At 74.4% G+C, this 16,594-nt stretch carries 15 protein-coding genes; 11 read left to right on the top strand and 4 right to left on the bottom strand.

Features of this window, described 5'->3' with window-relative positions; translation table 11 throughout:
• The first annotated feature begins 34 nt into the window (after positions 1–34).
• Complete coding sequence (locus WCD41_RS16995; RefSeq protein ID WP_337714651.1) at positions 35–3,589, top strand: error-prone DNA polymerase; 3,555 nt, start codon at positions 35–37, stop codon at positions 3,587–3,589.
• Positions 3,590–3,701: 112 nt separating this feature from the next.
• Here the strand turns inward: WCD41_RS16995 and WCD41_RS16990 are convergent, their stop codons facing one another.
• Complete coding sequence (locus WCD41_RS16990) at positions 3,702–4,376, bottom strand: GPR1/FUN34/YaaH family transporter (protein ID WP_337714650.1); 675 nt, start codon at positions 4,374–4,376, stop codon at positions 3,702–3,704.
• Between the two features lie 230 nt (positions 4,377–4,606).
• On the opposite strand from WCD41_RS16990, the gene WCD41_RS16985 reads away from it, so the two are divergent.
• The 9 genes from WCD41_RS16985 (at position 4,607) to WCD41_RS16945 (ending at position 13,620) form a co-directional block, all read left to right on the top strand.
• Positions 4,607–5,122, top strand: a complete 516-nt coding sequence (locus WCD41_RS16985) for a hypothetical protein (protein WP_337714649.1) — start codon at positions 4,607–4,609, stop codon at positions 5,120–5,122.
• Positions 5,123–5,168: 46 nt separating this feature from the next.
• A complete protein-coding gene (locus WCD41_RS16980; protein WP_337714648.1) occupies positions 5,169–6,194 on the top strand; it encodes a DMT family transporter in 1,026 nt (341 codons plus the stop codon).
• 4 nt (positions 6,195–6,198) lie between these two features.
• Positions 6,199–7,053, top strand: coding sequence for a bifunctional methylenetetrahydrofolate dehydrogenase/methenyltetrahydrofolate cyclohydrolase (locus WCD41_RS16975; protein ID WP_337714647.1), 855 nt, complete (start codon positions 6,199–6,201; stop codon positions 7,051–7,053).
• 7 nt (positions 7,054–7,060) lie between these two features.
• The gene (locus WCD41_RS16970) at positions 7,061–7,573 is read left to right on the top strand and encodes a DUF3017 domain-containing protein (protein WP_337714646.1); all 513 of its coding nucleotides are present in this window, start codon (positions 7,061–7,063) and stop codon (positions 7,571–7,573) included.
• 113 nt (positions 7,574–7,686) lie between these two features.
• Entirely contained in the window at positions 7,687–8,904 is a 1,218-nt protein-coding gene (locus WCD41_RS16965) for an NADP-dependent isocitrate dehydrogenase (protein ID WP_337714645.1), read from the top strand.
• 148 nt (positions 8,905–9,052) lie between these two features.
• Complete coding sequence (locus WCD41_RS16960) at positions 9,053–10,162, top strand: hypothetical protein (protein WP_337714644.1); 1,110 nt, start codon at positions 9,053–9,055, stop codon at positions 10,160–10,162.
• Positions 10,159–11,757: a VWA domain-containing protein gene (locus WCD41_RS16955; protein ID WP_337714643.1), complete on the top strand. Its 1,599-nt coding sequence runs from the start codon at positions 10,159–10,161 to the stop codon at positions 11,755–11,757. The genes WCD41_RS16960 and WCD41_RS16955 overlap by 4 nt, the downstream gene beginning before the upstream one ends.
• A complete protein-coding gene (locus WCD41_RS16950) occupies positions 11,744–12,406 on the top strand; it encodes a hypothetical protein (RefSeq protein WP_337714642.1) in 663 nt (220 codons plus the stop codon). The genes WCD41_RS16955 and WCD41_RS16950 overlap by 14 nt, the downstream gene beginning before the upstream one ends.
• Positions 12,364–13,620: an AI-2E family transporter gene (locus WCD41_RS16945; RefSeq protein ID WP_337714641.1), complete on the top strand. Its 1,257-nt coding sequence runs from the start codon at positions 12,364–12,366 to the stop codon at positions 13,618–13,620. The genes WCD41_RS16950 and WCD41_RS16945 overlap by 43 nt, the downstream gene beginning before the upstream one ends.
• Positions 13,621–13,709: 89 nt before the next feature.
• On the opposite strand, the gene WCD41_RS16940 is transcribed toward WCD41_RS16945, so the two are convergent.
• The gene (locus WCD41_RS16940) at positions 13,710–14,141 is read right to left on the bottom strand and encodes a DoxX family protein (RefSeq protein WP_337714640.1); all 432 of its coding nucleotides are present in this window, start codon (positions 14,139–14,141) and stop codon (positions 13,710–13,712) included.
• 70 nt (positions 14,142–14,211) lie between these two features.
• Complete coding sequence (locus WCD41_RS16935; protein WP_337714639.1) at positions 14,212–14,694, bottom strand: GNAT family N-acetyltransferase; 483 nt, start codon at positions 14,692–14,694, stop codon at positions 14,212–14,214.
• A 47-nt stretch (positions 14,695–14,741) separates the two neighbouring features.
• Between WCD41_RS16935 and WCD41_RS16930 the strand changes: the two genes are divergently transcribed.
• The gene (locus tag WCD41_RS16930) at positions 14,742–15,278 is read left to right on the top strand and encodes a TetR/AcrR family transcriptional regulator (RefSeq protein WP_337714638.1); all 537 of its coding nucleotides are present in this window, start codon (positions 14,742–14,744) and stop codon (positions 15,276–15,278) included.
• 131 nt (positions 15,279–15,409) lie between these two features.
• Here WCD41_RS16930 and WCD41_RS16925 read toward each other — a convergent pair whose 3' ends face one another.
• A complete protein-coding gene (locus WCD41_RS16925) occupies positions 15,410–16,570 on the bottom strand; it encodes an MFS transporter (protein WP_337714637.1) in 1,161 nt (386 codons plus the stop codon).
• Between the last annotated feature and the right edge of the window lie 24 nt (positions 16,571–16,594).

Raw genomic sequence — 16,594 nt, 5'->3', positions numbered from 1 at the left:
AACACGTGTTCGATCCACGGCGCGGGAGGTGCGGATGGGGTGGGGCAACCCGCCGGTGAGCTGGTCGGAGATGGAGCGCCTGCTGTCGGGGCGCCCCGCCGACGGCCCGAGTCTGCAGGGGCGGGGCAACGGGACGCGCCAGGCCGTCCAGGGGGACGCGAAGGTCCGGCGGAGGGACGACGACCAGCCCCACGAGGGGCACATCGGTCCCTGGCCGCCGGACGACTTCGTCCGCGATCCCCTCGCGTTCGACGACGGCGACCGCGACGGCTTCCGCATCGACGGCCCGGGCACGATCCGGGCGCCGCGCGAGGAGCACTTCCCCGGCGACGGGGGCGACAGCCCGGCGTGGAGCCGGCACCGCACGCCCTACCGCCCGCCGGCGCACGCGCGGTCCACGGGCACGACCGTCCCGTACGCCGAGCTGCACGCCCACTCCAACTTCAGCTTCCTCGACGGCGCGTCGCACCCCGAGGAGCTGGTCGAGGAGGCCGCGCGGCTGGGGCTGGAGGCGATCGCGCTGACCGACCACGACGGCATGTACGGGGTGGTCCGCTTCGCCGAGGCGGCGCAGGAGCTGGGGGTGCCGACGGTCTACGGCGCCGAGCTCTCGCTGGGCCTGTCCGCGCCGCAGAACGGTGTGCCCGACCCCGAGGGCGACCACCTGCTGGTCCTCGCCCGCGACCCGGACGGCTACCGGGCGATCTCGCGGGCGATCACCGAGGGGCAGATGCACACCCACGGCGAGAAGGGCCGCCCGGTGTACGACCCCGAGCGCGTCGCGGCGACGCTCGGTGGCCAGGTGCAGGTGCTGACGGGGTGCCGCAAGGGCTCGGTGCGCCGGGCGCTCGCGACGGGCGGGGCCGAGGCGGCCGCCCGCGAGATCGACCGGCTGGTCGCGCTGTTCGGGGCGGAGAACGTCGCGGTCGAGCTCACCGACCAGGGCCTCCCGGACGACACCGAGCGCAACGCGGCGCTGGCCGAGCTCGCCGCCCGTGCCGACCGGGGCCGTGGCCTGCACACCGTGGCCACCACCGGCGCCCACTACGCGACGCCCGACCGCGCCCGGCTCGCGGCCGCGCTGGGCGCGGTGCGGGCCCGGCGCAGCCTCGACGACGCGGAGGGCTGGCTGCCGCCGGGCCCGGCGCACCTGCGCTCCGGGGCGGAGATGGCGCAGCGGTTCGCGCGCCACCCGCAGGCCGTCGCCCACGCCGCGAGGCTCGGGCGTGAGTGCGCGTTCGGTCTCCAGCTGCTGGCGCCCGAGCTGCCGCCGTTCGCGGTGCCCGAGGGTCAGACCGAGGCGAGCTGGCTGCGTGAGCTGACCTGGCTGGGGGCGGGGGTGCGCTACGGCGACCGTCTGCGCTCGCCCCGGGCGTACGAGGTGATCGACCACGAGCTCGACGTCATCGAGAAGCAGGGCTTCCCCGGCTACTTCCTCATCGTCGCCGACATCGTGGCGTACTGCACCGACCACGACATCTACTGCCAGGGCCGGGGGTCGGCGGCCAACTCGGCGGTCTGCTTCGCGCTGGGCATCACCCACGTCGACGCCGTCGAGATGGGCCTGCTGTTCGAGCGCTTCCTCTCCCCGGAGCGCGACGGCTACCCCGACATCGACCTCGACATCGAGTCCGACCGCCGCGAGGAGGCCATCCAGTACGTCTACGCCCGCTACGGGCGCGATCGCGCCGCGCAGGTCGCCAACGTCATCACCTACCGGCCGCGCTCGGCGGTGCGCGACGCCGCCCGCGCGCTGGGGTTCTCGCAGGGCCAGCAGGACGCGTGGAGCAAGCAGATCGACCGGTGGGGCCCGGGCGCGGAGCTCGCCGGGCAGGTGCCCGAGATGCCCCCGGCGGTGGCCTCGCTCGCCGAGCAGATCGCGGGCTTCCCGCGCCACCTGGGGATCCACTCCGGCGGCATGGTCATCTGCGACCGCCCGGTCGACCAGGTGGTGCCCGTGGAGTGGGGGCGGATGCCGGGGCGCAGCGTCATCCAGTGGGACAAGGACGACGCGGCGGCGGTCGGGCTGGTCAAGATCGACCTGTTGGGGCTGGGGATGCTCTCGGTGCTGCACTACGCCGCCGACCTCGTCGCCGCCCACCACGGGGTGCGCGTGAAGCTGCACGACCTGCAGGCCACCGACCCGGCGGTGTTCGCCATGCTCGCCGAGGGCGACTCGGTGGGCGTGTTCCAGGTCGAGTCCCGCGCCCAGATGGCGACGCTGCCCCGGCTGCGCCCGCGGGAGTTCTACGACCTCGTCGTCGAGGTCGCCCTCATCCGGCCCGGGCCGATCCAGGGCGGGTCGGTGCACCCCTACATCCGGCGACGCAACGGGCTCGAGCGCGTCGTCTACGACCATCCGCTCTGCGAGCCGGCGCTGGAGAAGACGCTCGGCGTGCCGCTGTTCCAGGAACAGCTCATGCAGCTCGCCGTGGACGTCGCCGGCTTCTCCGCCGCCGAGGCCGACGAGCTGCGCCGCGCCCTGTCGGCCAAGCGCTCCACCGAACGGATCGAGCGGATGCGCACGCGGTTCTACGAGGGCATGGAGGCCAACGGGATCACCGGCGACCTCGCGGACACGATCTTCGGGAAGACCAAGGCGTTCGCGAACTTCGGCTTCCCCGAGAGCCATTCGATCAGCTTCGCGTCGCTGGTCTACGTCAGTGCCTGGTACAAGCTCTACTACCCGGCGGCCTTCTGCGCCGCGCTGCTGCGCGCCCAGCCGATGGGCTTCTACTCACCGCAGTCGCTCACCGCCGACGCCCGTCGCCACGGTGTGGTGGTGCTGGGTCCCGACGTCCAGGTCGCCGCGGACACCCCGGAGCTCGAGCCCCATCCCGGCAGCCACGGAGGGGTCGCGGTGCGGTTGGGCCTCGCCGGGGTGCGCGGGATGGGCGACGAGGTGGCCGCCCGGATCGTGGCGGAGAGGAGCGCGGGCGGGGCGTACCGGGACGTCGCCGACCTCGCCCGTCGTGCCGAGCTGACCACCGCCCACGTCGAGGCGCTCGCGACGGCCGGGGCACTGGGCTGCTTCGGGCTCGACCGCCGCGAGGCCCTGTGGGCCGCCGGTGCGGCCGCGGCCGGCGTCGGGGTGGTGCGCGACGGCGTGCGCCACGACCGCCTGCCCGACACCGCCGTGGGGCTCGAGGCGCCGGCGCTGCCCGGCATGAGCGCGGTCGAGCTCACCGTCGCCGACGTGTGGGCCACCGGCCTGACCCCGGACAGCCATCCCGTCACCCACCTGCGCGCGGTGCTCGACGAGCGCGGCGCGTTCTCGGTGGCCGCGGTCGCCGGCGTGGGAGCGGGCGAGCGGATCGAGGTCGGCGGCGTCGTCACCCACCGCCAGCGGCCCGCGACGGCGGGCGGCACGACGTTCCTCAACCTCGAGGACGAGACCGGCATGCTCAACGTCGTGTGTTCGGAGGGTCTCTGGGCGCGCCACCGCGTGGTGGCACGCACCAGCGCGGCGCTCGTGATCCGCGGGCGGGTCGAGCGGGCCCACGACGCGCCCACGGTGGTCAACCTCGTCGCCGATCGCGTCGAGCGCCTCGAGCTGCGGGTGCCGTCGAGCTCGCGCGACTTCCGCTGACGGTCCCGCGGTTCCGGGCGCGCCGACGCCACGCAGCACGACGTCGTGGAGCGAGGGACTCCCCGGCTGCGTCCCACGCAGCGAAGGAGCCCCTCGCTCCACCCGGTGGAGCTCAGCCGCCGATGATCGGCTTGCCCATCGGCATCGGCTTGCCGCCCGTGGCCTGGCCGAGGGCGTCCAGGAACATGTAGACGCCGACCAGCGCGAAGGCGAACACCACGATGCCGCCGAGGAACAGCAGGCCGGTCGAGCCGCTCGAGGTCCCCAGCAGCACGATCAGCAGGGCGGCGTCGATGAGGACGAACAGCACGGTGAAGACCGACGGCAGGCGCAGCGAGGCCACCGTGAGGACGACGACGCCGATCAGCCACGTGAGCAGGAAGGTCTCCTGGGCGCCCGTGGCCACCGCGGTGTCGGTGGAGGTCGGCCCGAACCAGTCGGCGCCCAGCGAGGTCGCGAGCACGGCGAAGCTCAGCCAGAAGCCGGTGAAGATGCCGAAGATCGCCGCGGCCGCCCCGTTGCCCGTCCGGGCCGCCCAGACCGTCGCCACGAGCTGCCCGATGCCCGTGCACATGAACAGGATCGGCAGCATCCCCACCAGCGCGGTGCTCGAGGCGCCCGTGAACCCGATGAGGTACAGCCCGAGTGCCACCGACCCGATGACGAACGTCGGGACCCCGACCAGTGCCGGGTTGGCGCCTGCGGCGGCCGCTGCCTCGGCGGCCGCGGTGTCGGCCGCGGCGTGTGCGCCTCCGGCGTCGGCGGACTGCTCGTCGATCGTGGTCATCCCCACTCCTTCGTGTGTCCGAACCGGACCCGCGCGGCGGGGCTCGCCCCCTCGGCGCGCTACGTGGCGCGACGACGTGAACCCGGTGTGAGACGAGTGTGGTGCGGGACACGTGCCCGCGGGCACCGGACGAACGGAGGGGGACGAACGGAGGGGGGACCTGCCCATCCGCATCGTTGACCGATCCAGGGCATGCTGGCGCGGTGCACGGACGACGGACGGTCTCGCCGGTGGTGCGTGGAGCCGCTCGAGGTGTGCTCGGCGGGGCGGTGGGCACCGGCGCGATGGCCCTCGCCGCCCATCGTCGCCGCCGGCGCTTCACCCGGCGACACGGGGTCACGCCCGACGAGGCCGGGGTCGTCCTGGACTACGACGACAGCGACCACGTCGTCATCGCCGCCTCGACGCTGCTGCGCCACGTCGTGGGGTGGGAGCCCCGGTCGCGAGAGGGTCGGCGGGCCCTGTTCTGGGTGGTGCACTGGGGCTACGGCTCGGCGGTCGGTGCCGCCCACGTCGCGCTGCAGCACCCGCTGCCGCGCGAGCCCGCGGCCGGGCTGGCGTTCTTCGCCGGGTCCCAGGTGATGGCGCTCGGCCTGTTCCCGGTGCTCGGCGGCACCCCACCTCCGTGGCGCTGGGAGCGTCGTCTCGTCGTCACGAGCTTCGTCCAGCACGCGATCTACGCGGGCGGCGTCGCGGCGACCAACACCGTGACCGCCCGCTACGTCCGGGCCCACCCCGACCGGTAGCCACCACCGGGCGCCGTCCGCGAGACGGCGCTAGGTTCCCGTGACCGTGGCCGGACCCTCCTCGCGCACCGCAATCGGGCTCGCCGGGGCCTTCGTCACCGGCGCGTTCATCGTCGGGCAGGCCCGCGTCAACGCCGAGCTCGGCACCGCGCTCGGCGACGGCGTGCTGGCCGCGGTCATCTCGTTCGGGCTCGGGCTGGTCCTGCTGCTCGTGCTGCTGGCGCTCCTGCCCGCGGGCCGGCGGGGGCTCGGACGGGTCGGCGCGGCCCGTCGCCGCGGGTCGCTGCGGACCTGGCAGCTCCTCGGTGGGCTCGGCGGCGCGCTGCTCGTCGCCGGCCAGGGCCTGACGGCGCACGTGCTGGGAACGGCCCTGTTCACCATCGCCGTCGTGGCCGGCCAGTCCAGCGGCGGGCTGGTCGTCGACCGGGTCGGCCTCGGACCGGCCGGCCCGCAGGCCACGACCCCGCCCCGCATCGTCGGCGCGGTGCTGATGCTCGGGGCGGTCGTGCTGTCGGTGGCGCCGTCGATCAGCACGGACGCGCCGGTGGCGCTGGCGCTGCTCCCACTCGCCGCGGGGCTCGCCATCGCGACCCAGCAGGCGCTCAACGGCCGGGTCGCCGCCGCCGCGGGCGGATCGCGGACCGGCTCGAGCGAGGACGAGAGCGACTCCATCGTGGCCTCGGTGCTCCCGGCCGCGAGCATCAACTTCGTCGTCGGCTTCGCCGCGCTGGTGATCGCCGGGATCGTCGCGGTGCTCCTGCTCGGCCCGCCGAACCCGCTGCCGAACGCCTGGTACCTCTACCTCGGCGGGCCGTTCGGGGCGGTCTTCATCGGGCTCGGGGCATGGGTGGTCGGCCAGATCGGGGTGCTGCTGCTCTCGCTCGGCGCCGTCGCCGGCCAGATCGTCGGCGCGCTCGTGCTCGACCTCGTGCTGCCCTCGGCCGCCGGGACCCCCGGCCTGACGACCGTGCTCGGGGCGGTGCTCACCCTCGTCGCGGCGGGTGTCGCGTCCGCCCCGTGGCCGCTCCGGCGGTCAGCTGCGCGGAACACCGGGTCCGACCTGCCATCATGAGGGCGTGACCGCGACCAAGCTGGACGGGAAGGCCACCCTCGCCGCGATCCTCGACGACCTGCGCGGGCGGGTCGAGACGCTCGCCGCCGCCGGTCGTACGCCGGGTCTGGGCACGGTGCTCGTCGGTGACGATCCGGGGTCGCACTCCTACGTCAAGGCCAAGCACAACGACTGCGCGAAGGTCGGCATCGAGTCGATCCGGCGCGACCTGCCCGCCGACGCCACCCAGGCCGACGTCGAGCGCGCGATCGACGAGCTCAACGCCGACCCGGCGTGCACCGGCTACATCGTCCAGCTCCCCCTCCCGAAGGGCCTGGACTCGGGCGCGGTGCTCGAGCGGATCGACCCGGACAAGGACGCCGACGGGCTGCACCCCACCAACCTGGGGCGGCTCGTGCTGCAGGAGCCCGGCCCGCTGCCCTGCACCCCGCGCGGGGTCGTCGAGCTGCTGCGCCGCTACGACGTGCCGCTGAACGGCGCGAAGGTCACGGTGCTCGGGCGCGGCGTCACCGTCGGCCGTCCGCTGGGCCTGCTGCTCACGCTGCGGTCGGTGAACGCGACCGTGACCCTGTGCCACACCGGCACCAAGGACGTCGCCGCCGAGCTGCGGGCCGCCGACGTCGTCGTCGCGGCCGCCGGCGTGCCCGGCCTCGTGACCGCGGACATGGTCAAGCCGGGCGCCGCCGTCCTGGACGTCGGCATCACGCGCGGCGAGAACGGCCTGGTCGGCGACGTCGCCCCCGAGGTCGCCGAGGTCGCCGCCTACCTCGCCCCGGTCCCCGGCGGCGTCGGTCCGATGACGCGCGGGATGCTGGTCACCAACGTCGTCGAGCGCGCGGAGCGACTGGCCAGCGGATGAGCACCGGATGACTGCTGTGACCCCCCGATCGGGACGACCGCCGGGGCCCTCGTCGGGCCCGCCGGCGGTCGGGACGCCACCCGCGCAGGTGCCGGTCCAGCCGCCCGTCCCGCGTACCTCGCCACGGTCCGGCCCGCAGGAGCTGTCACGCCCGGGCGTCCCGCCCCCGCCCGACGAGAGCCCCACCGAGATGCTCCCGGCGGGCCGGCACGCCCGCCCGCCGCGCACCCGCGCGGAGACGCTGCGGAAGGTGCGGGGGCACCTCGCGTTCCTCGCGGTGATGGCCGTCGTCGCCGTCGCGTTCGCCCGGATCGGCCTGCAGCACTGGCGCGAGGGCACCACCGAGCTCGGCGTCGCCCTGCTGCTCGCCGGGGTCCTGCGGGCGAGCCTGACGCGCACCGCCGCGGGCCTGCTCGCGGTGCGCAGCCGGCGCGTCGACATCATCACCTATGTGCTGTTCGGCCTGGTGATGATCCTCGTGGCGCTCACCATCACGGGTGGCCCGATCGCCACCCGGTGATGCCGCCCACCTGGGTATTCCTCACGCGTCGTGGTCCGCACCCGCGTTGATAGCGTGCGGACAGGTCAGCCGGGCGCCGGCGGTCGGCGCCCCATGAGGAGGTCTCCCGAGTCGTGGCGAAGATCAAGGTAGAGGGCACCGTCGTCGAGCTCGACGGTGACGAGATGACGCGGATCATCTGGCAGTTCATCAAGGACAAGCTGATCCACCCGTACCTCGACATCGACCTCGAGTACTACGACCTGGGCATCGAGCACCGCGACGAGACCGACGACCAGGTCACGGTCGACGCCGCGAACGCGATCAAGAAGCACGGCGTCGGCGTCAAGTGCGCGACGATCACCCCGGACGAGGCGCGGGTCGAGGAGTTCGGCCTCAAGCGCATGTACCGCTCGCCCAACGGCACGATCCGCAACATCCTCGGCGGCGTCATCTTCCGCGAGCCGATCGTCTGCCAGAACATCCCGCGCTACGTCCCGCACTGGACCAAGCCGATCGTCGTCGGCCGTCACGCCCACGGCGACCAGTACCTGGCGCAGGACTTCAAGGTGCCGGGCCCGGGCACGGTCACCATCAGCTACACGCCCGACGGCGAGGGCGAGCCGATGGAGTTCCAGGTCGCGAAGTTCCCCGAGGAGGGGGGCGTCGCGCTGGGCATGTACAACTACAAGAACTCGATCGTCGACTTCGCCCGCGCCTCGCTGCGCTACGGCCTGGACCGCGGCTACCCGGTCTACATGTCGACCAAGAACACCATCCTCAAGGCGTACGATGGCATGTTCCGCGACACCTTCGAGGAGATCTTCGAGTCGGAGTTCAAGGCCGACTTCGAGAAGGCCGGCCTGACCTACGAGCACCGCCTCATCGATGACATGGTCGCCGCCGCCCTGAAGTGGGAGGGCGGCTACGTCTGGGCCTGCAAGAACTACGACGGCGACGTGCAGTCCGACATCGTGGCCCAGGGCTTCGGCTCGCTCGGCCTCATGACCTCGGTGCTCATGACGCCGGACGGCACCGTCGAGGCCGAGGCCGCCCACGGCACCGTGACGCGGCACTTCCGCCAGCACCAGCAGGGCAAGGAGACGTCGACCAACCCGATCGCGTCGATCTTCGCCTGGAGCCGGGGCCTCGCCCAGCGCGGCCGCCTCGACAACAACGACGCCCTCGTCGACTTCGCGCAGAAGATCGAGGACGTCTGCATCCGGACCGTCGAGGACGGCAAGATGACGAAGGACCTGGCGCTGCTGATCGGCAAGGACGCGCCGTACCTCAACACCCAGGACTTCCTCGACGCGATCGACGAGGGCCTGCAGAAGGCCGTCGCGAGCTAGTCCGCGCGCACCCCCACCGCGCACACCGAGCGCCCCTCCCGTCCCCGTCGGGAGGGGCGCTCGTGTGTTCACCGACCGTCCACCTCCCGGCCATCGTGACCCGGTGAGATGAAGTCGACCGCGTCAGTGACCACCCCGGAGGGAGCCCGTGGCGGCAGCGCCGACCTCAGCGTCGACGTCACGCCGGGGCCAGGGGCTGCGGGTCACGCTCGCGCTGGTGCTCATCGCCGTCCTGCTCGGCTACGGCGGCTGCGAGGTCTACCGCCGCCTCGCGCCGCCGTCGTCGCCCCCGGTCGTGACGGTCGCGGGGCTCATCGGCTCGGAGAAGCAGTCGTTCTTCGACGACCCCGACGTCGTCGCCGCCCTCGCACGGAACGGCCTGGCCGTCACGGTGTCGCCCGCCGGCTCCCGCGAGATCGCCACCCGCGACCTCGCGCCGTACGGGTTCGTCTTCCCCTCCAGCTCGCCCGCGGCGGAGCGCATCCAGCGTGACCGCGGCGTCGTCACCGCCTACGCGCCGTTCAGCTCGCCGATGGCGGTGGCGACCTTCCCGGACATCGCCACCGCGCTGGCCGGCGCCGGGGCGGTGCGCCCGGGGGCCGACGGCCGGCAGGTCGTCGACGTGCGGGTCCTGCTCGACCTCGCGCGCCAGGGCACGCGGTGGGACCGGCTGCCCGGCAACACGGCCTACCCGGCGCGCAAGACCGTCCTGCTCAACACCACCGACCCGGCCTACTCGAACTCCGCGGCGATGTACCTCGCGCTGGCCTCGTTCGTCGCCAACGGCGACGCCGTGCCCGACGCGGCGGCCGCGACGCGGGTCCTGCCCGACATGTGCCGCCTGTTCGCCGACCAGGGCTACCGGCCGCGCACGACGGCGGTGCTGTTCAACGACTACCTGACCACCGGGCGCGGCGTCGCCCCGATGGCGCTGGTCTACGAGGCGGAGTTCGAGCAGGCCCGCCGGGTCCCGACCTCCGGGCTCACCGACCAGAACGTGCTGCTCTACCCGGCACCGACGGTCTACTCCCGGCACACCCTGGTGCCGCTGACCCCGGACGGCGACCGCCTCGGACGGCTGCTCGACACCGATCCCGAGCTGGCCGAGCTCGCCGCCCGCCACGGCTTCCGCCCGACCCGTCCGGGCCCGGCGGCGGCCGCCTTCCCGCCCGGCCCGAACGCGGCCGAGGTGGTCGACGTGCCGTCCTACGAGACGCTCGAGCAGATGCTCGCCGCGGTCGAACGGGGGTGCCGGTGAGGCGCGCGCTGCTGGTGGTGGTCGCCGGTCTGCTCCTGGCCGCGTGCGGGACGGCCACCGGGCCGCCCCCGCTGACGCTGCGGGTGCTCGCGGGCAGCGAGCTCGCCGACATGGCCCCCGTCCTCGACGAGGCCGCCGAGGCGACCGGCGTGCGCCTGGAGTTGCAGTACACCGGCACGCTCGAGGGCGCCGACACGGTCGCCGCCGGACGCGCGGACGGCACCACCGACGCGCTGTGGTTCTCGTCGAACCGCTACCTCGAGACGATCCCGGCGGCCCGCGACCGCGTCGACACCGCCACGCGGATCATGGGCTCGCCGGTGGTGCTCGGGGTCCGCGCGGAGCGGGCCCGCGAGCTCGGCTGGGACCGGGCCCCCGTGACGTGGAGCCAGGTCGCCGAGGCGGCGAGCACCGGGCGGTTCGCGTTCGGGATGACGGACCCGTCGTCGTCGAACTCGGGGTTCTCCGCACTCGTGGCCGTGGCCGCGGCCCTCGACGGGAGCGGGCGCGTGCTCGACCCCGCCGCGGTCGACCGCGTCACGGGCCCGCTGGCGGCGTTCTTCGCCGGGCAGCGCCTGACCAGCGGCTCGTCCGGGTGGCTGACCGACGCCTACGTCCGGCGCGCGACCGGCGGGGACGGCGGTCCGCCGCTCGACGGCGTCGTCACCTACGAGGCGTCGATCCTCGAGCTCAACCGCTCCGGGCGGCTGCCCGAGCCGCTGACGCTGGTCGTCCCGTCCGACGGGGTGGTCAGCGCCGAGTACCCCCTGACGCTGCTGCGCTCGGCGTCGCCCGAGGCCCGCGCCGGGCTCGCGCGGCTCACCGAGCACCTGCGCCGGCCCGAGGTCCAGCAGCGGATCGTCGAGACCACCGCGCGCCGCGCCGGCGTCCCGGGCGTCGCGCCGCCGCCCGAGGCCGCCCGCACCACGCTCGTCGAGCTGCCGTTCCCCACCGACAAGGCCACCCTCGACGCGCTGCTGACGACCTACCTGGACCGCGTCCGGCGCCCGGCGCGCACCGTGTACGTCCTCGACGTCTCCGGCTCGATGCAGGGCACGCGCATCGACGGCCTGCGCACCGCGCTGATCGGGCTCACCGGCAGCGACCCGTCCCTGACCAACCAGTTCCGGCGGTTCCGCAGCCGCGAGGACGTCGTGTTCGTCCCGTTCAGCGACGCGCCCGGCGCCCCCGAGCCGTTCAGCGTCGACCCGGCGGACCCGCAGCCGTCCCGCGACGCCATCGCCACCCGGGTGCGGGCCCTCGCCGCCGGCGGCAACACCGCGGTCTACGGGAGCCTCGAGGCCGCGTACCGCTACCTCGACCAGGCCGCCGCCGCGGACCCGGACCGGCTCACGACCGTCGTGCTGCTCTCCGACGGCGAGAGCAACCGGGGCCCGCGGCTGCCCGAGTTCCGGGCCTTCCTCGCCGGTCGCCCGCCGTCGACGCGCGGGGTGCCGGTCTTCCCGATCCTGTTCGGTGAGGCCGCCCGCGGCGAGATGGAGCAGCTCGCGGCGGCCACGGGCGGCCGCACGTTCGCGGCGTCCGACCCGCAGGCCCTCGACGCCGTGTTCCGGGAGATCCGTGGCTACCAGTAGGCCGCCGGGCCGGTTCCTGGCGGCGCCCGCGCACCTCGGCGGGCTCGTCGGCGCCGCGGGGGCGCTCGGGCTGCACCTCGGCGGCCTGATCGGCCCGACCTGGTGGATCCCGGCCGCGGCCGTCTACGGGCTGGGGGCCCTCGTGGCGAGCCGGCGGCCGGCAGCGGCCCCGGACGAGCCGACGATCCCGCCGCGGCAGGCGCTGGAGGAGGGGCTCGCGCTGCTCGCGGCCCGCCACCGCGAGCTGGCGCCCCGGCTGCCCCGCGAGGCCGGGACGCTGCTCGACGGCATCGGCGGGCGCGTGCGGGCGATGCTGGGCATCGCGGACGACGACGCCGGCGACTCCCACCTCCGTTTCGTCGAGGCCCGGTTCGCCGTCGACGACGCGGCGGAGGCCCTCGAGCGCTGGCGACGGGTACGACCGGGTGCGGCTGGGCACCCGGACGCGGCGCTCGCCGAGGCACTCCGGCTCGTCGTCACCCGGGTCCAGGAACTCCTGGACGCGGCCGACGAACCGGCCCGGCGGGCCCAGCAGGAACACACCGACGAGCTGCGGCGCCGCACGGCGCCGCCGGAGGATCCGTCATCACTGACAGACTCCCGTCCATGGACGAGGCCCCCGCCTCCGTGGACATCGCGCGAGGACTGACGCCGACGCGCGGGCACCTCATCGGCGAGGGGCTGGCCTGGACGGCGCGCTGGAGCCTGCGGTTCCTGCTCGTGGCGGCGGCGCTCACGGTGGTGGGGTACCTCGTCATCGCGCTGTGGGACGTCATGTTCCCGGTGTTCCTCGGTCTGGTCATCGCGACGGTGCTGGAGCCGTCGGTGACCTGGCTGCGCAACCACCGCTGGAACGGCACGCTCGCGACGGCGGTGGTGCTGCTGCTGGGCCTGGCCGTGATCGGCGGGGTCATCGCGCTCATCGCCCCGTCGGTGGCGGGCCAGGCCCCCGCGATCGCCCAGGGCGCGATCGGCGGCATCCAGCAGATCCAGGGCTGGCTGCAGGGGCCGCCGTTCAACCTGGGCGCGAGCCAGATCGGCCAGTACGTGCAGGCCGCGGTCGAGCGCCTGCAGCAGAGCGCGGGCCAGATCGCCACCGGCGTGCTCACCGGCCTCACCACGGTCGCCAACAGTGTGATCAACGCCGTGCTGGCGCTCGTCCTCGCGTTCCTGTTCGTCAAGGACGGCCCCAAGTTCCTGCCGTGGCTCCAGCGCGTCGCCGGCCCGACGTCCGGTGGCCACCTGGCCGAGGTCGGCGCCCGCAGCTGGCTGCGCCTCGGCGGCTTCATCCGCAGCCAGGCGCTCATCGGCTTCGTCGACGCGCTGTTCATCGGCGTCGGCCTCGTGATCTTCGGGGTGCCGCTCGCCCTGCCCCTGGCGGTCCTGACGTTCTTCGGCGCGTTCATCCCCATCATCGGCGCCCTCGTCGCGGGCGCGCTGTCGGTGCTCATCGCGCTCGTCGTGCAGGGCCCCGGTACGGCGATCGGGGTGCTGATCCTCATCCTCGCCGTGCAGCAGATCGAGGGGAACCTGCTCCAGCCGCTGGTCCAGGGCCGCGGGCTGGGGCTCAACTCGGCGATCGTCATCCTCGCCGTGACGGCGGGCTCGAGCCTCGCGGGCATCGCCGGGGCGTTCCTCGCGGTGCCGGTGGCGGCGGTGATCGCCGAGATCCTCCGCTACTTCGGCGAGCAGATCGACCTCCGCACGGGCCACCAGGACGAGCCCAGCGAGGACGCGGTGGCCGAGATGCAGGACGACGACAGTGAGGACGACACCGAGTCCGACTCCGGTGATTCCATCGAACTTGCCGAACCGACGACCGCGGCGGACTCCGACGGGACGGCGAGAACCCCCGGTAGCTGAGGCACGGGGTGTCCCAGCGTGGCGGCCACGCTCGCGGACACGCACGAGGGGCGGCCCGGAAGCTCCGGGCCGCCCTCGTCGTCGTGCGCCTAGCGTCCGAGCAGCACGCCGCGCGGGTCGCGGACCAGCGCGGCGGTCTCGCCGCGGCGCACCCAGGCCACGACGGCCACGAGCACGAGCACCACGGCCGGCAGGAGGATCATCGCGCCGCCGATGGTCGCCGCCGTGGTGATGACCGCGCCGGTCATGAGCAGGACGCACCCGGTGGCCGCGAGCCCGGCCAGGCGGGGGATCAGGAGCCCGACCGCGGCGGCCAGCTCGACGACGCCGAGGGCGACCACACCGCCCGTGCCGATGCCCATCATCGCGAAGCCCGCGACGTTGGCGGGGTCGAGCGAGACCTTGCCGAACCCGGAGAACACGTACAGGGCGGCGAGCAGGACCTGGAGGACGACGAGGGCCCAGCGCGCCGCCCGGGGACGCGTGGCGGTCGGGGCCTCGGTGACGGTCGTGGTGCTCATCGTTCATCTCCTCGATTGGACAACCTCTTGGTTGGATATGAAAACAGGACCAAGAAGTACCGTCAAGGGTTCAATCGAGACCGAGCTCGTACGACTGACCACGGAGCTCCGCGCCGAACTCGGTGTGGCTCTCCTCGCCGGAGAGCGCGAAGCCGGCCTCGAGGTAGAGGCGCCGGGCGGCGGCGAGGGGCTCGTTGGTCCACAGGACGAGCCGCCCGCACCCGGCGTCGCGGGCGAACGCGGTGCACCGGGCGACGAGCGCGCGCCCCACGCCGTGACCGCGGGCCGCAGGGGTGACGAGCAGGAGGCGCAGGCGGGCGGTCTCCTCGGTCTCGCGCACGCAGAGCACGCTGCCGACCCGGACGCCGTCGAGCTCGGCGATCCAGCCGGCGTCCCGCCCGGGACGGGCGTGCGCGGCGTGGTCGGCCACGATCCGCGCGGTCACGGCCTCGACCGCCCAGCCGTACTCGGCGTCGTAGAGCTCACCGTGGGTCATGAGCACCCAGCCCAGGTCGCCGGGGCGGTCCAGTGCCCGGATCGTCACCTCACCCATCACGCCTCCTCACTGAAACGACTGTTTCAGTGAAGCACACTGTCGGGGTGTCCGAGGGATCCGCGCGGCAGCAGGAGCTGCTCGAGGCGGCGTACGCGTGGGTGCTCGAGCGGGGCTGGGCGGGGATGTCGCTGCGCCCGCTCGCCGAGGCGATCGGCTCGAGCCCGCGGGTGCTGCTGTTCCTCTTCGGCAGCAAGGACGGGCTGGTCCGCGCGCTGCTGGCGCGCTCGCGGGCCGACCAGCTGGCGGTCGTCGAGGCCGTCGGCGAGGCCGGGGACCTCGCCGCCGTCGGGACCCGCGTCTGGGCGTGGCTCGCCGCACCCGAGCACCGGGCGCTGCTGCGGCTCTGGCTCGAGGCCTATACGCGCTCGGTCGCCGACGCGGGCGACGGCCCGTGGGCGGGGTTCGCCGCGCGCACCGTGGCCGACTGGGACGCGCTGTTCGCCGACCACCAGGTCGTCGACGATCCGGCCGAGCGCGCGCTGCTGCTCGCGGTGCTGCGCGGGGCGCTGCTGGACCTCCTCGCGACCGGCGACACCGCGCGCCTCGACGCCGCCGTCGCCGCCCACCTCGCGACCCTCTGAGCCCCGTGCGAGCGATGCGGCGTTGCTGGCGTGTCACGCCAGGATCGCCACAGCCTCGATGGGCGACACGCCGTCGGGGTGTTCCAGCCTGGCGGCCACGCTGACACTCAACGTGAGAAAAGCCCCCACGATCACGCGACCAGACCGACCAGTGCCGCGAGGACCGTCGCACCCCCTAACACGAGGAACGCCGTCGGGAACCCGCCCACGACGCCCGCCACGGCCACGCCGCCGGCCGGCGCCAGCGCCACCGCGAGGCTGATCGGCGCCGAGAACACGCCGTTGATCCGCCCGAAGGCGCGGGTGCCCCAGCGGTCCGAGACCGCCGAGGCCTGCAGCAGCGTGCTCAGCCCGCGGCCCGCGCCCGCGACGACGGCGAACGCGATGAGCACGGCGGCCGGGCCCGGGACGAACGCCAGCGCGACGACGCCGGCGCTGCCGAGGAGCAGCACCGCGGCGAGGCGGGTCCGCGGCGTCGATCGTCGGACGAGCGGCACGAACGCCAGCCGCCCGAGCACCTGTCCCGCGCCGGTCAGCCCGAGCCCGAGCGCGGCCAGGCTGAGATCGAGCCCGCGGCCCATGAGCAGCGGGACGAGGTTGATCGTCGTCGCGAAGAGGCCGAAGGTGCCGACCGTCATCACCGCCGTGACCACGGCGAACCGCGGGCTGCGCAGCACCGACCGCGCGTGGGCGGCGTCGTCGGCCTCGGAGGTGCCCCGCTCGCGCGGTCGCCACGGCGGCGTCAGGAAGAGCGCGTGCAGCGGCACGGTGACGACGGCGAGCACGGCGGCGAGCACGAGGTAGGTCTCGCGCCACCCGAGTCCTCCGAGCAGCGCCGCCGTGAGCGGGGCGAACACGGTGCTGGCGAACCCGGCGACGAGGGTGACGGTCGTCAGGGCGCGGACCCGTTGCTCGCCGTACCAGCCGGTGAGCGCCGCGAACGCCGGCGGGTAGAACGTCGCGGACTGCGCGATGCCCGCGAGCGCCCACGCCGCGTAGAACAGCGGCAGGGTCGGCGCGGCGGCGATCGCGACGACGGCGAGCACGCCGACCACCGATCCGGCCGTCATGACGAGGCGCGGGCCGCGGCGGTCGATGACCCGTCCCACGACGATCCCGGCGCCCGCCGAGACGAGCGCGCCCACCGAGAACGCCCCGGTGGCGGCGCCGACCGACCACCCCGTGTCCCGGCTGATCGCGCCCACGAGCACCGGGAACGCGTAGTAGAGGACGCCCCAGCTCACGATCTCGGTCACGCACAGCGCGGCGAGGGCGCGGCTCCGGGCCTCCACCTCGCCCACCCTGGACCACGGGCG

This window comes from Actinomycetospora aeridis (assembly GCF_037400275.1).
Lineage (GTDB): Bacteria > Actinomycetota > Actinomycetes > Mycobacteriales > Pseudonocardiaceae > Actinomycetospora > Actinomycetospora aeridis.
This window is presented reverse-complemented; position numbering and strand designations above follow the sequence as displayed.